The organism is Nocardiopsis sp. NPDC050513, from assembly GCF_044457925.1.
Classification (GTDB): Bacteria; Actinomycetota; Actinomycetes; order Streptosporangiales; family Streptosporangiaceae; genus Nocardiopsis.
This window is the reverse complement of record NZ_JBITHK010000014.1, coordinates 118,087-131,914: the sequence shown is the minus strand read 5'-3', so window position 1 is coordinate 131,914 and position 13,828 is coordinate 118,087. Positions and strand designations below refer to the sequence as shown.

The window sequence follows — 13,828 nt, the reverse complement described above, 5'->3', positions numbered from 1 at the left end:
CGCCCGTTCTACCTGGCCTGGCCCCCCGGGAGGCCGCCCGACCGGTGTCGCCGGAGTGCGGCCGTCGGGCCGACGCCGCGACCGCGCTCGGGCAAGCCCAGGACATCCTTGGGCAAGGAGCGCGTCTGGACCGACGTGCCGACCACCGGTCGGGAGCACCATGGAACCCAGGATGGCCTGACGGCCGACCCTGAGAAGGAGGTGGGCGGGGCGGGTGAGACGCGCCCCGCGCGATCATGGACCTTGGTTTTCTGCGTCCGCTGTACGAGAGCGGTGCCCCGGTGGCCTCGGTGCACCTGGACACCAGCCGCGGCAACAGGGAAGCCGACAAGGAGATCGAGCTGCGCTGGCGCCACCTTCGGGAGGAGCTGGCCGTCCTGGGCACCGACGAGGGCACACTCGACGCCCTGGAGGAGGCCGTGGGCGGAGGGGACTCCCAGGCCTTCGGCACGCACGGCCAGTCCCTGTTCGCCTCCGAGGGACAGCTGCTGTCCTCCCACACGCTCACCGAACCCCCGCGCCAGGACCGCGCCACGTGGTCGCCCGTCCCCGACGTCCTTCCCGTGGCCGTCGACCGGGACCGCCACCAGCCCTTCGTGCTGGTGGCACTCGACCGCGTCAACGCGCGCGTGACCGCCTACCCCGCCTACCCCAGCCACGGACCCGCCTCCGAGCGGGACGTCACCGGGGACAACCTGCACGGCATCGACGTCATGAGCCGCGGCGGCCCCGGCAACCTGGGCGGCTACAACGGCCGCTTTCCCGGCAAGTCGGTCGCCCAGGACATGTGGCGGGACAACACCGCCAAGGTCGCCCAGCACGTGCGGGACGCGGTCGCCGAGGTCGACGCCGCGGTGATCTTCGTCGGGGGTGACCAGGAGGCCATCTCCTACCTGCGCGACAACCTGTCCGAACGCCGCCTGGACGTGCCGATCCTGCTCGTCGCGGGCGGGCGCGGCGGTCCCGACGCCGAGGAGCGGCTGCACGAGGCCGCGGCCGAGGCGCTGCGGGAGTTCGTCGTCCAGGGGCAGGAGCACGTCGCCGCCGAGTACCACCGCAAACTCGCGCACGACCAGGCGGTGTCGGGGACCGAGCCCACGCTGCCGATGCTGTCCGAGGCCCGGGTGCGTACACTGCTGCTCGGCGCCGCGCGGGACCGCGAACCCCAGCTGTGGGGATCTCCCACCGAGCCGATCCTGGTGAGCTCGCACCGCACCGACATGGACGACCCGGAATCGGCCTTCCGGGCGCCGGCCAGCGCGCTGATGCTGCGTTCGGCCGTGATGTCCGACTCCGGGTTCACCGAGCTGCGCGAGAACGGCGAGCCCAGCGGGGACAGCGGCGCCATCCTGCGGTACGCCAGCCACACCTGAGCCGCACCTCCTGGCACCGCGCGGCCGTGCGGTGTCAGGAGGCGGTCGCGGCGACGCGTACGCGCTGTCCGCCGCCGTCGGACAGGAACCCCGCCAACGCCCGTCCCTCCTCCGCGACGGCGTCACGCTCGGCCCGGGACAGGACGCCCAGGGGTGTGACGACGACGGTGTCCGCCTCCACGGTCCAGGTCGCGGCGGCCCGGCCGTCGACCAGGACGACCCGTTCGCCTGCGACCGACAGGCCCCGGTGGGCGTCGTCGATGATCCGTGCGCGGTGCTGGTAGCCCAGGATCGCGTTGTCGAACGCCGGGAGGAACCGCACCGGAGCGGGCGTGTCGGGGTCGGGGCGCGGCGCGTCGGGCAGGTCGAGCAGCTCGCGGCCGAGTCCGTCGCGAAAGCCCACCAGTTCGTCGCGCACCGCGGCCACCGCGGCCGGCAGCCCGGCCAGACCGCACCAGGCGCGCAGGTCGGTCGAGGTCGCGGGGCCGAACGCGGCCAGGTAGCGGCGCACCATCGCCTGTCCCACGGGGTCGGAACCGTCCGTGGACGCGGGCTCGATCCCGCGGTCCAGCCAGGACGCGAGCAGCACGTTGCGCACCCCCGCCCTCACCTTCCAGAGTCCCCGCGGCGGCGCCTGCGCCAGGGCCAGGAGGGCGCCCAGCATCTCGCCCAGGGCCCGCGCCGGGACCGAGGGCCAGCGCCCGGCGACCGCCCGCACCAGCTCGGCCGTCGTGCGCGGCTCGCCGTCGGCCATCGCCTCCAGTCCCGCCGCCGCGAGCTCGTCCAGGTCCACCCCGTCGAGGTCGCGGCGGTAGACCCCCAGGACACGTTGGCGGAGCATGGGGTCGTGGCGCGACCGCCAGGCGAGGACGTCGGAGGCCGTGACCAGGTGGACGGTGCGGCGCATGAGATGGGTCCGCACCACCCGCCGCCCGGTCAGCAGCTCCGAGAGCGCCGCCGGGTCGAAGGCGCGCAGCCTCGACCACAGGCCGACGAAGGGTTCCTGCGGTTCCTGTGCCTGCAGGCCGCACACGTGCGCCACGGCGTCGAGGACGGGTGCGTCGGAGCGGTCGAGCAGCAGCTGCCGCGCGAGGGTCGCGCGGTTGAGCGCGCGGTCGTCGAGGACGGTCATCGGATCACGGTCCGTCCCGGTGCGCACGTCGTCACGGTGGCGCCGTTCCCTTCGGTCGCGGGCGTCCGGATCCGTCTCCGGACGTCCGCGACCACCGTCGCAGGAATGGAGGTCAGTTGGTGTCCTCCACTCACGGCGTCCTGGGTGCCGCGTGTCCGTGGCCGTCGTGGAGGTGGGTGCGCTCGCCGTCGTGGTCGAGGATGGTGAGGATCTCCACCGGCCCCTCGTGCGCGCCGACGACGTGCGGGGTCATGGTCGAGAACTCGGCCGCGTTGCCCGTCTGGATGAGGATGGTGCGTTCGCCCAGACGCAGCAGGGCGGTGCCGGACAGCACGGTGAACCACTCGCGGCCGGGGTGCACGCACAGGTGTTCCGGGCCGGTCGGCCGGTCCGGGGTGATGCGCATCTTCGCCACGGTCACGCCGTGCAGGGAGCGCTCGCGTGAGAGCAGCCAGCTGGTCAGCCCCGCCGTCCGGCAGGGCTGGGGCCGGATCACCACGTCCTCGTCGTCGGCGGACTCCACGAGCTGGTCGAGCGTGGTGTCCAGGGCACGGGCGATGGGAACCAACTGGTCGAGGGCGATCCTGCGGCGGCCGGTCTCGATGCGGCTCAGATTGGACGGGCTGAGGCCGCAGCGGGAGGCGAGCGCGTCCAGGGTCCAACCGCGGGCGAGCCGCAGACCGCGGATGCGCTGGCGGATCACGGCGTCCAGATCGAATTCTTGCTCCATGAGCAAGAGTGTATGCGCAGTGAGCATGGCACGGTTAGCGTGAAGACATGGAACGACACCCTCGACACCACCGTCACCGCACCCACGACCACGAGGCGGGCACGGCCGACCTGCTAGACCTGGACGCCGAGGCCCTCGGGACGTACCTGGACGACCTCACCGCCTGGGCCGACGGGCACACGGACGCGGCGCCCGGCCTCGTCGCCGACGTCGGCGCCGGAACCGGCACGGGCACCCTGGCGCTCGCCCGGCGCTTCCCCGAGGCCCGCGTCGTCGCGGTCGACCGGTCACCGCTCATGCTCGACCGCCTGCGCGACACCGCCCGGGAACGGGGGGAGGGCGACCGGGTGCGCGTCGTCGAGGCCGACCTGGACGCGGCCTGGCCCCCCGTCGGCACGCTCGACCTCGCGTGGGCCTCCTCCTCGCTGCACCACGTCGCGGACCCCGACCGGCTCCTCACCGACCTGTACGCGGCGCTCCGGCCCGGCGGCCTGCTCGTCGTGGTCGAGATGGACGCACCACCGCGCTTCCTGCCCGAGGACCTCGGGATCGGCCGCCCCGGACTGGAGGAACGCTGTCACGAGATCGGGGACCTGGGCCGCTGGAACGCGCACCCGAACTGGGGGCCGCACCTGGAGCGGGCCGGCTTCGCGGTCGCCGAGGAACGCGGATTCGACATCGCGGTCCACCCGGCGCCGCCGAGCGCGCGCCGCTACGCGCGGCTCTACCTGCGCCGCGTCCGGTCAGCGCTCGCCGGTCGGCTGGACGCCGGCGACCTCGACACCCTGGACCGCCTGCTCGCCGACGACGGACCCCACGCGATCACACACCGCGGCGACGTGGCGGTACGGGGAAGCCGGACGGCCTGGGCGGCGCACCGCGTCTGACCGGACGCGCGCCCGATTCGACCGCACACGGAAGGAATGCCCAGTGGACACCTATCAGACGACGGACACCGCGATCGTCGGCGGCGGCCCCGCCGGATTGAGCGCGGCCGTCACACTGGCCCGGTCACTGCGCTCGGTGGTGGTCGTGGACGCCGGCGAGCCGCGCAACGCCCCGGCCGAGGGCGCGCACAACGTCCTCGGGCAGGACGGGATCGCACCCCGCGACCTGCTCGCGGCGGGCCGCCGCGAGGCGCAGGAGTACGGAGCGCGGTTCCACGACGACCGCGCCGTCACCGCGCGTCGGCGCGGCGGCGGGTTCGAACTGGGCCTCGCGGGCGGCACGGTCGTGCGCGCGCGTCGGCTGCTGCTCGCGACGGGGCTGGTCGACGAACTCCCCGATGTGCCCGGAGTGCGGGAACTGTGGGGGAGCAGCGTGCTGCACTGCGCCTACTGCCACGGGTGGGAGGTGCGCGGACGGCGGATCGGCGTCCTGGGGACCAGCCCGGCGAGCGTCCACCAGGCGATGATGTTCCGCCAGCTCAGCGAGCACGTCACCCTGTTCGTCCACACCATGCCCGACCCCGACGACGACGCGTGGGAGCGGCTGGCCGGACTGGGCGTGGAGGTCGTGGACGGCCTCGTGCGGATGCTGCGCACCGACCGCGGTGTCCTGCGGGCGGTCGTCCTGGCCGACGGACACGAGTTCCCGGTGGACGCGGTGACCGTCATGCCCAGGTTCGTCGCCCGCTCGGACCTGTTCGAACAACTCGGCGGCACGCTCACCGAACACCCCATGGGCGCGTTCGTCGCCACGGGACCCATGGGCAGGACCGACCTGCCCGGTGTCTGGGCGGCCGGGAACACGAGCGATCTGGCGGCGATGGTGGCCGCCGCGGAGGGAGCGGGGGTCGCGGCCGCCACCGCGATCAACGCCGACCTGGTCGCCGAGGACGCGGACACGGCGGTGCGCGCCCGCGCCGAGCGGTACGCCGCCGCGTGAGGTCCGCGCCCGGTGGGCGGGGTTCCCTGCGGTCTCCCCCACCCCGCGACCGGAGGGTCCCCGCAACCGCCCCGGCAGCGCACCCCAGGGCCCGGCCGCGGACCGGCCGCTAGAGTCGTCGGTGCTGCGCCGACCGGCCAGCGGAGGGGGAGAGCACGGTGGCGGCGGCGACACGGCGGGACGTTCGGGCCCGGACCACGGCGGCGGCCGCGCGCGTGGGCGGGCACGCGCGGATCCTGGCAGCGGTCCTGGCCGGGCTGGGCACGGCCGCCCTGACCATGGCCGGGGCCGCGCTGGCGGCGGCCGCGCTGCCCGCCCTTGCCTGGCCCCGCACCCGGCGGCGGGTGGCGCCCGCGCTCGCCGCGGGTGTGCGGGTGATCGCCGACCTGGAACTGCGCCGCCTGTCCCGCTGGGCGGGGCTGGGTCTCCACGCGTCCCCGCACACGGCGCCACGGATGCTGTACCTGGGCGTCAGACTGGTGGTGGCGGCCGTGACGGCGGCGATCCTGTTCGTGCTCGGCGGGCTGTGGGCGCTGTTCGCCGGGGGCACCGTGTGGGAGGCGGTCACCGGCACCGCGTCGGAGGTGTGGATCACCCTGCCCGGGGTGAGTCTGTCCACCTCCACGATCGCCCTCGGCACCGCGTTCGCCCTCATCACCTTCCTGGGACTGTGGGGCGCCCTGGCCGGGGTCACCGCGCTGGACCGGTCACTGGCCCGCCGGATCCTGGGCCCCAGCACCGAGGACCTGCTCACGCGGCGCATCGACGAACTGTCCCGGAGCCGTTCGGGGATCGTCCGCGCCGTCGACGAGGAACGCCGCCGCATCGAACGCGACCTGCACGACGGCGTCCAACAGCGCGTGGTGGCGCTGGCCATGCTGCTCGGCAGGGCCCAGCGGGGCGACGACCCCGAACGCGCCGCCCGCTTGGTCGGCCAGGCGCACGAACAGACCCGGGTCCTGCTGGACGAACTGCGCGAGGTGGCCTGGCGGGTCTACCCCACGGCGCTGGACACGCTCGGGCTGGAGTCGGCCCTGCACGAGATCGCGGAACGCGCCCCGCTGCCCGTCGCGGTCGAGTGCGACCTGCCCGACCCGCTGCCGCCCGCCGCCGCGACCGCCGTCTACTTCGCGGCGCGCGAGGCCATCACCAACGCCGTCAAGCACGCCCGCCCCCACCGGGTGCGGGTCCGGGTGCGCGCCGACCGCACCCGCGTCGAACTGAGCGTGTCCGACGACGGCCACGGCGGCGCCGACCCGCGCGGCCAGGGGCTGACCGGCCTGCTTCGCCGCGTGCGCGCCCTCGACGGGACCCTGTCCGTGCACAGCCCCGACGGCGGTCCCACCGTCGTGCGCGCGCACGTGCCCCTCACCGACCGACCCACCGCACCCACGAACACGGAGCCCTCATGCGCCTGGTGATCGCCGACGACTCGGTCCTGCTGCGGGAAGGACTGGTGCGGCTCCTGGAGGAGGAGGGGCACCAGGTCGCGGCCGCGGTCGGGGACGCCGACACCCTGCTCTCCGCCGTCGCCGAGCACACGCCCGACGCCGCCGTGGTGGACGTGCGCATGCCCCCGACCCACACCGACGAGGGACTGCGCGCGGCCCTGCGCGTACGCGCCGACCACCCCTCCGTGGCGGTGCTCGTGCTGTCGCAGTACGTGGAGCGGCGGTACGCGGCCGAACTGCTCTCGGGGTCCTCCGGGGGCGTGGGCTACCTGCTCAAGGACCGGGTCTCGGAGGTGGGGGAGTTCCTCGACGCGCTGGAGCGGGTGCGCGCGGGCGGCGCCGCCTTCGACCCCGAGGTGGTGCGCCGCCTGCTGGCCCGCAGCACCCGCGTCGACCCGTTGACCGCGCTCACCCCGCGCGAGCGCGACGTGCTGGAGCGCATGGCCCAGGGGTTGGCCAACACCGCCATCGCCGAGCGGTTGCACGTGTCGGTCAGCGCGGTGGAGAAGCACGTCAACGCGATCTTCGACAAGCTGGGGATCGCCCGCACCACCGGCTACAGCCGCCGCGTGCTGGCGGTGCTGCGCTACCTGGGCTCGTGAGGTAGGACCGCTCTGACCAGCCCGGACTCGTAGGCGGCGATCACCAGCTGGGCCCGGTCCCGCGCGCCGAGTTCGGCCAGCAGCCTTCCGACGTGCGTCTTGACCGTGGCGGCGCTGATCTGGAGACTGTCTCGGATCTCAGTGTCGGACAGCCCGCGTGCGATGAGCGCCAGCACCTCGGTCTCCCGACCGGTCACCCCGTCGAGCGAGCGGACGGGGCCGCCACCCGAGGCGGGCAGCCGGGCGAACTCGGCGATGAGTCGACGCGTCACCGACGGGGACGGCAAGGACTCGCCGGAGGCGACGACGCGCACGGCCGAGAGCAGGTCGGCGGGGGGTGTGTCCTTGAGGAGGAAACCCGCCGCCCCCGCGCGCAGTGCCGCGTCCACGTACTCGTCCAGGTCGAAGGTGGTCAGGACCAGGACCCGCGTCCGGGAGGTCCGCGGGTCCTCACGAATGACGCGGGTGGCCTCGATCCCGTCCGTGCCGGGCATACGCACGTCCATCAGCACCAGGTCGGGCCGGTAGCGGCGGGCGAGCTCGACGTCAGGGCCGTGCCCGGCCACACCCGCCCTGACCACGATCACGCCGAGACCGTGCGAGACGATGTCGTGCAGCTCTCGTGCGAGACGCAGCCGTTCCTCCACCAGTGCGCGCTCCGCCGCCCACCGCTCCTCGCGCGCCGCGCGTTCCCGGCCGGCCCGCACGGCGAGGCCGACGCCCCACGCCGCTCCGACGAACAGCCAGACCAGGGCGGCGGTGTAGGGCTCGCGGGTGATGTCCAGGAGTGTGGCCGCGACCGACCCGGCCAGGACGGCGGCCAGCACAGAGAGGGGCCACCGCCGCCGGACGACCAAGGGCAGGCCCACAGCCGTGGCCACCAGCCACCCCAGCCACATGGGCCCCTCGAAGCCGGGGGCGCCGTCGGACCGTGGTCGGACGCGCCCCCGCGATGTCCGCCCACGGTCCGATCCGCGCGGCCGACCATCCTCCGGTGCGGCCACGGCGGTTGCGCTCACCCGGCGGTCGGCTGGGATGCGCCGCCGAGGGTCAGGGGCAGGTCTTCGGGCAGGTCGGCCAGGCTCGCCACCCCGTGCAGGTGGTGCACGCCGACCTCCAGCCCGTCCGCCAGGACGGCGGCCCACGCGGTCAGCGCGGCGGTGGCGCGTGACTGGCCGTGCCCACGCGCCCAGCGCACGTGTTCCCCGGTGCGGGCGAGCACCGTCCAGGCGTCGGAACCGGGCAGGTGGAGTCCGGTCGGCAGACGGCGGGCTCCCGGGATCCGGGTGAGTCCGGCCAGGGCCACCGTGAGCGGTCGCGAGTCGAGTCCGAAGTAGGTGCGCACCGGGCGGTCGAGGTCGCGGGTCAGCACGTGCTGGTCGCAGAAGTCGGTCCGGTACAGGCGCCGCCTGCCCTGACCGGGCAGGGCGAACACCGAGGGGCGGGTGAAGTTGCGTACCGGCGTCCCGGTGTCCGGGTCGGGGAAGACCCGCCCCAGCAGCCCGTACGCCCACGCCGAGCCGGCCGCGCCGTGTGCCTCGCCCGCGCCCAGGACCACGGCGAGGTCGATCGCCGCTCCGGCGGGCGCGTGCGGGCGCACGTCGGCGGCGAGCAGGTTGGTCAGCCCCGGGGCGAGCCCGACGTTGAGCAGGACGGGGGCACGCGGGGCGAGCCGTTCCACCTCCGCGACGTAGGTGTGGGCGGCGGTGGCGTCGACGAAGGCCGCGCCGCGCTCCGCCGCGATGGCGACCAGGGCCGGGTCCTCCGCACCGGAGACGTTGACGACCACGTCGACGTCCTCCACCGCGTCGCGGAAACCGCCCGACTCCGGCGCACCGGCGTCCACCACGCGGTCGGCGCGCCCGGGGTCGCGCCCGGCGGCCCAGCAGGTGTGGCCGTCCGCGCGCAGCCGTTCGGTGACCAGGGACCCCACCGCTCCGTAGCCGCCCAGTACCAGAACCCGCATGTCGTCCTCCCTTGACACGGTGCCGCACACGGCGGCGCCGGTTTCTGTAGTGACACTCAATTAAGATAATTGGAGTTACACTACAGTCAATTCGGAGGAGGGTGGCCATGAGCACACGGAGCACCGACGGGCGCCTCGCCCGCACTCGCGCGACCCGCGCCCGCGTCGCCGAGGCGGCCGCCCGGCTGTTCACCGCGGGGGGCTACGCGGCCACCAGCATCCAGAGCGTGGCCGCGGAGGCGGGGGTGGCCGCGCAGACCGTCTACAACGCGTTCGGGACCAAGGCGGCGGTCCTGAAGGAAGCGCTGGACCAGGCGGTCGCGGGGGACGCCGAACCCGTGGCCACGCTGGACCGCCCCTGGGTGCGGGCGGCGCTGGCCGCCCCGGACGCCCGCGAGCAGATCCGTCTCCAGGCCGCCGGGACCGCGTCGGTCATGGAGCGGGTGGCGCCGCTGTCGGAGGTCGTGCGGGGCGCGGCCGACTCCGACGCCGACCTGCGTGCCCTGTGGCGGGCCAACGTCGACCAGCGTAGGGCCGTGCAGCGCGTGTTCGCCGAGCGGCTCGCCGAACGCGGGGCGCTGCGGCCTGGCCTGTCCGCGGACGAGGCCGCCGACACCGCGCTCGCGTTGCTCAGTCCGGAGGTGTTCACCCTGTACACCGTCCGGTGCGGCTGGAGTGCGGACCGGTGGCGCGCCTGGGCCGTCGACGCCCTGCTGCGCCAGTTGACCGATCTGGCGTCCGCCCCGGAGGCGGGCTGAGCGGGCCGCGCCCGGGGCTCAGGCGCCGGTCATGCCGAGCCGGGAGAGCAGTTCGGCCTCGGTGATGACGTCGATGCGCTGCCCGCGCTCACGGTAGGTCTCGGCACGGCGGTGCTTGGCGGTCTTCCCGGCCCCCGCGTGGGCGCCGACGACGAGCACGTCGGTGCTCCGGGTGACGTTCCTGGCGGGGTGGCCGCCCGCCTCGGCGACGCGCCGCCACGCCTCGGGCTTGTCCATCGCGGCCAGGTCGCCGGACACGCACACGGTGCGCCCGAACAGGGGGCCGGAGGGGTCGGCGTCGGGAGAGGGCTCGGGCATCGGGGCCTCGGCGGCCCGCCGCCACGGGTCGAACCGGTCAGCGGCGGGCGCGGCGGGGGAGGGGGCGGTGACGGGGGCCGGCGAGACCACCGCGTCCAGTCGGCCCAGGCGCAGTCCAGCGGCGCGGGACACCTCGCCCAGCGAGGTGGTGCCGTGCTCGGACATGGCGGCGATCATGATGCGGGCGGCCGCCTCGGCGTCGGCGTCGGCGCGGTGGTGGCGGGTGACGCGGTGGCCGATGTGCGCGCACACGGTGGGCAGGCGGTGGTCGGCGAGGGCGCGCCAGGTGCGGCGGGACAGGGCGAGTGTGCACGCGTAGTCGATCGCGGGGTGGCCGAGCCCGGTGTGGGCGCACGCCCGGCGCACGACGCCCATGTCGAAGGAGGCGTTGTGCGCGACCAGGGCGCCGCCGTCGGCGAAGTCGAGGATCCGCCGCCACACGGCGTCCCACGTCGGGGCGTGGGCGACGTCGGCCGCGGTGATCCCGTGGACGGCGATGTTGTGGTGGGAGAAGTGGCGGACGGGGTCGGGCGGTCGGATGAGGGTCGAGTGGCGTTCCACCGGCACGCCGTCGACCACGCGCACGAGCCCGACCGCGCACGCGCTGCCGCGGTCCTGGTTGGCGGTCTCGAAGTCGATCGCGGTCCAGGTGTCGGCCACCGCGCACCTCCCGTTCGTCCGTCGCCGCCCGTCGACGGTCGAGCGTACCGGTACCGCGCCGCGTGCGTGGGCCGAACGGGTGGAACGGCGGGAGCGATCAGCCGGTTCGCGGCGCTCCGGCGAGGGGGAGCGGTGGCGCCGCGGGACCGCCCGGGCGGCCGTCGCCCGCTCCGCGCCCGGTCGCGGTGAGGCGCCTCCCACCGTGCCCGACGACGGTGGACGCGAAGGCGGCAGGCGGGACCGTGTACGGGCCGGGTCCCAGCGTCCCCGCCCCCGTCCGCCCGACATGACCCCCATGGCTGAGTTTGGTCGCGTTGTGATAGAAAGTTAGGCGTGCCGAACTTTAGAGATGAGTCCCCCTCAAGGTCATGGCCGATCGCGCTCGCCGCGGCCACGACCGGTCTCGCCCTGACCGCCTGCTCCGCCGGCGCCACGTCCGCCGAGGACACCGCCGACGACGGGCGCCCCCTGGTCCTGACGACGTTCACGGTCATCGCCGACATGGCCCGCAACGTGGCCGCGGACCGGGTCGAGGTCGTCTCCATCACCCGGCCCGGCGTCGACATCCACGTCTACGAACCCACCCCCGACGACCTGGCCAGCGGTCAGGACGCCGACCTCATCCTGGAGAACGGCATGGGGCTGGAGGCCTGGTTCCAGCAGTTCACCGAACGCATCGACGCCCCCACCGCCACCGTCAGCGACGGCATCGAACCCATTCCGATCGCCTCCGGCGACTACGAGGGCGAGCCCAACCCCCACGCGTGGATGTCTCCCGACAACGCCCAGATCTACGTCGACAACATCCGCGACGCCCTCGTCGAACTCGACCCCGAGGGCGAGGCGGACTACGACGCGGCCGCCGAGGCCTACAAGGCCGAGATCGCCGACGTCGGCGCCTACCTGGAGGCCGAGCTGGCCGGGGTCCCCGAGTCCAGCCGGGCCCTGGTCACCTGCGAGGGCGCCTTCCCCTACCTGGCCCAGGACGCCGGTCTGACCGAGATGTACCTGTGGTCGGTCAACTCCGAGGGCGAGGCCACCCCCCAGCAGACCGCCGCCGTCACCGAGTTCGTCCGCGACAACGACGTGCCCTCCCTCTTCTGCGAGAGCACCGTCAACGACAGCACCCAGCGCTCCGTCGCCCGCGAGACCGGGGCCGGGATGGGCCGGGTCCTCTACGTCGACTCCCTGTCCGAGGACGGCGGGCCCGTCCCCACCTACCTCGATCTGATCCGCTACGACGCCGAGGCCATCGTCGAGGGCCTGAGCGCCGGTTAAGGAGACGACATGATCCCCGCCATCGAGGTCACCGGGGCCACCGTCCGCTACGGCGACGTCCTCGCCCTGGAGGACGTGAGCCTGACCGTGGGTCCGGGCCGCGTCTGCGGCCTGCTCGGCACCAACGGATCGGGCAAGTCCACCCTGTTCAAGACCATCCTCGGCCTGGTCGCGGCCGACCAGGGACGGATACGGATCCTGGGCCGCACCCACACCGCCGCGCGCAGGGAGGGGCTGGTCGGCTACGTCCCCCAGTCCGAGCAGGTCGACTGGGCCTTCCCCGTCCGCGTGCGCGACGTGGTGATGATGGGCCGCTACGGGCACATGGGGCCGCGCCGCCGGCCCCGGACCGCCGACCGGCAGGCCGTCGACCACGCCCTGGACCGCACCGACCTCACCGACCTGGCCGACCGCCAGATCGGCGCCCTGTCCGGCGGCCAGCGCAAGCGCGCGTTCGTCGCCCGCGCCATCGCCCAGGGCGCCGACGTGCTCCTGCTCGACGAACCCTTCGCCGGGGTCGACAAGCGCTCCGAGGCCACCCTCGTCGACCTGCTGGGCTCCCTGCGCCAGGACGGCGCCACCCTGCTCGTGTCCACCCACGACCTGGCCCAGGTGCCCGACCTGTGCGACGAGGCGGCGCTGCTGCAGCGCCGCCTGCTCGCCCACGGGACACCCGACGAGGTCCTGCGCCCCGACGTCCTGCTGGAGGCCTTCGGGGTGCGCCCCGCCGAGGGAGCCGCCGCATGGACGTGATCACCGCCCTGACCCAGTGGTTCACCGAACCGATGCAGTTCGAGTTCGTCCAGCGCGCCCTGCTGGTCAGCGTCGTGGCCGGAGTGGCGTGCGCGGTCCTGTCCTGCTGGATGACCCTGGTGGGCTGGTCGCTCATGGGCGACGCCGTCTCCCACGCGGTCCTTCCGGGCGTGGTGCTGTCCTACCTGTTCGGCGCGCCCTTCGCCGTGGGCGCTCTGGTGTTCGGCGGAGGCTCGGTCGCCCTGATCGGCATCGTCAACCGCACCTCGCGGGTCAAGGAGGACGCGGTCATCGGCGTCGTGTTCACCGCGATGTTCGCGCTGGGGCTGGTCCTCATCTCCCGCGTGCCCAGCCAGACCGACCTGAGCCACATCCTGTTCGGCAACGTGCTCGGGGTCTCCGACGCCGACATCTGGCAGGTCGTGGTCCTGGCCGCGATCGTGCTGGCCGTGGTCTGGTTCAAGCACCGGGACCTGACCCTGTACGCGTTCGACCCCGTCCACGCGCACGCGCTGGGCATCAACCCGCGCCTGCTGGAGACGCTGCTGCTGGGGCTGCTGTCGGTCACCGTCGTGGTCGCCCTCCAGGCGGTGGGGATCATCCTCGTGGTCGCGATGGTCATCATCCCCGGCGCCACCGCCTACCTGCTCACCGACCGGTTCGAGCGCATGCTCGTCATCTCGGCGTCGGTCGCGGTCCTCGCGGCGTTCGTGGGCGTGTTCGCCAGCTTCCACGTCAACGTGTCCACGGGCGGGTCGATCGTGCTGGCCCAGGCGGGCGCGTTCGTCCTCGCGTACCTGTTCTCGCCCCGTCAGGGCGTGCTCTGGCGGGGACGGGGGGCGCGGGCCCTGCGGGCCCGGGCCCGCGCCTGAGCGTGTTCCCCGCGCGGGGGATGCGCGGGGAACACCCGGGGCGTCCGG

At 74.3% G+C, this 13,828-nt stretch carries 14 protein-coding genes; 9 read left to right on the top strand and 5 right to left on the bottom strand.

Annotated features, from left to right (window positions below; genetic code table 11):
• Positions 1–236: 236 nt before the first annotated feature.
• On the top strand, positions 237–1,373 hold the full coding sequence (locus ACIBFB_RS22795) for a hypothetical protein (RefSeq protein ID WP_397233301.1): 1,137 nt from the start codon (positions 237–239) through the stop codon (positions 1,371–1,373).
• A gap of 34 nt (positions 1,374–1,407) precedes the next feature.
• On the opposite strand, the gene ACIBFB_RS22790 is transcribed toward ACIBFB_RS22795, so the two are convergent.
• Positions 1,408–2,505 (bottom strand): winged helix DNA-binding domain-containing protein, encoded by a 1,098-nt coding sequence (locus tag ACIBFB_RS22790; RefSeq protein WP_397233299.1) that lies wholly within the window; start codon positions 2,503–2,505, stop codon positions 1,408–1,410.
• Between the two features lie 130 nt (positions 2,506–2,635).
• Positions 2,636–3,235, bottom strand: a complete 600-nt coding sequence (locus ACIBFB_RS22785) for a helix-turn-helix domain-containing protein (RefSeq protein WP_397233297.1) — start codon at positions 3,233–3,235, stop codon at positions 2,636–2,638.
• Positions 3,236–3,282: 47 nt separating this feature from the next.
• Here ACIBFB_RS22785 and ACIBFB_RS22780 point away from each other — a divergent pair, with 47 nt between their 5' ends.
• The 4 genes from ACIBFB_RS22780 to ACIBFB_RS22765 all read left to right on the top strand — a co-directional run bounded on the left by ACIBFB_RS22780 (position 3,283) and on the right by ACIBFB_RS22765 (position 7,175).
• Positions 3,283–4,122 (top strand): class I SAM-dependent methyltransferase, encoded by an 840-nt coding sequence (locus ACIBFB_RS22780; RefSeq protein ID WP_397233295.1) that lies wholly within the window; start codon positions 3,283–3,285, stop codon positions 4,120–4,122.
• Between the two features lie 43 nt (positions 4,123–4,165).
• Positions 4,166–5,122: an NAD(P)/FAD-dependent oxidoreductase gene (locus ACIBFB_RS22775; RefSeq protein WP_397233293.1), complete on the top strand. Its 957-nt coding sequence runs from the start codon at positions 4,166–4,168 to the stop codon at positions 5,120–5,122.
• Between the two features lie 158 nt (positions 5,123–5,280).
• The gene (locus tag ACIBFB_RS22770) at positions 5,281–6,543 is read left to right on the top strand and encodes a sensor histidine kinase (RefSeq protein WP_397233291.1); all 1,263 of its coding nucleotides are present in this window, start codon (positions 5,281–5,283) and stop codon (positions 6,541–6,543) included.
• On the top strand, positions 6,531–7,175 hold the full coding sequence (locus tag ACIBFB_RS22765; protein ID WP_397233289.1) for a response regulator: 645 nt from the start codon (positions 6,531–6,533) through the stop codon (positions 7,173–7,175). The genes ACIBFB_RS22770 and ACIBFB_RS22765 overlap by 13 nt, the downstream gene beginning before the upstream one ends.
• Here ACIBFB_RS22765 and ACIBFB_RS22760 read toward each other — a convergent pair.
• The gene (locus ACIBFB_RS22760) at positions 7,160–7,882 is read right to left on the bottom strand and encodes a response regulator (protein WP_397233343.1); all 723 of its coding nucleotides are present in this window, start codon (positions 7,880–7,882) and stop codon (positions 7,160–7,162) included. The genes ACIBFB_RS22765 and ACIBFB_RS22760 overlap by 16 nt on opposite strands.
• A 308-nt stretch (positions 7,883–8,190) precedes the next feature.
• The gene (locus ACIBFB_RS22755) at positions 8,191–9,141 is read right to left on the bottom strand and encodes a saccharopine dehydrogenase (RefSeq protein ID WP_397233287.1); all 951 of its coding nucleotides are present in this window, start codon (positions 9,139–9,141) and stop codon (positions 8,191–8,193) included.
• 107 nt (positions 9,142–9,248) lie between these two features.
• Here ACIBFB_RS22755 and ACIBFB_RS22750 point away from each other — a divergent pair, with 107 nt between their 5' ends.
• Positions 9,249–9,899 (top strand): TetR/AcrR family transcriptional regulator, encoded by a 651-nt coding sequence (locus ACIBFB_RS22750; RefSeq protein WP_397233285.1) that lies wholly within the window; start codon positions 9,249–9,251, stop codon positions 9,897–9,899.
• A gap of 18 nt (positions 9,900–9,917) precedes the next feature.
• On the opposite strand, the gene ACIBFB_RS22745 is transcribed toward ACIBFB_RS22750, so the two are convergent.
• On the bottom strand, positions 9,918–10,877 hold the full coding sequence (locus ACIBFB_RS22745; RefSeq protein WP_397233283.1) for an exonuclease domain-containing protein: 960 nt from the start codon (positions 10,875–10,877) through the stop codon (positions 9,918–9,920).
• 333 nt (positions 10,878–11,210) lie between these two features.
• Here ACIBFB_RS22745 and ACIBFB_RS22740 point away from each other — a divergent pair, with 333 nt between their 5' ends.
• From ACIBFB_RS22740 to ACIBFB_RS22730, 3 genes are read left to right on the top strand one after another with little or no spacing between them, the layout of a single operon-like run.
• The gene (locus tag ACIBFB_RS22740) at positions 11,211–12,155 is read left to right on the top strand and encodes a metal ABC transporter substrate-binding protein (RefSeq protein ID WP_397233281.1); all 945 of its coding nucleotides are present in this window, start codon (positions 11,211–11,213) and stop codon (positions 12,153–12,155) included.
• A 9-nt stretch (positions 12,156–12,164) separates the two neighbouring features.
• Positions 12,165–12,908: a metal ABC transporter ATP-binding protein gene (locus ACIBFB_RS22735; RefSeq protein ID WP_397233279.1), complete on the top strand. Its 744-nt coding sequence runs from the start codon at positions 12,165–12,167 to the stop codon at positions 12,906–12,908.
• Entirely contained in the window at positions 12,899–13,780 is an 882-nt protein-coding gene (locus tag ACIBFB_RS22730) for a metal ABC transporter permease (RefSeq protein ID WP_397233277.1), read from the top strand. The genes ACIBFB_RS22735 and ACIBFB_RS22730 overlap by 10 nt, the downstream gene beginning before the upstream one ends.
• The last annotated feature ends 48 nt before the right edge of the window (positions 13,781–13,828 follow it).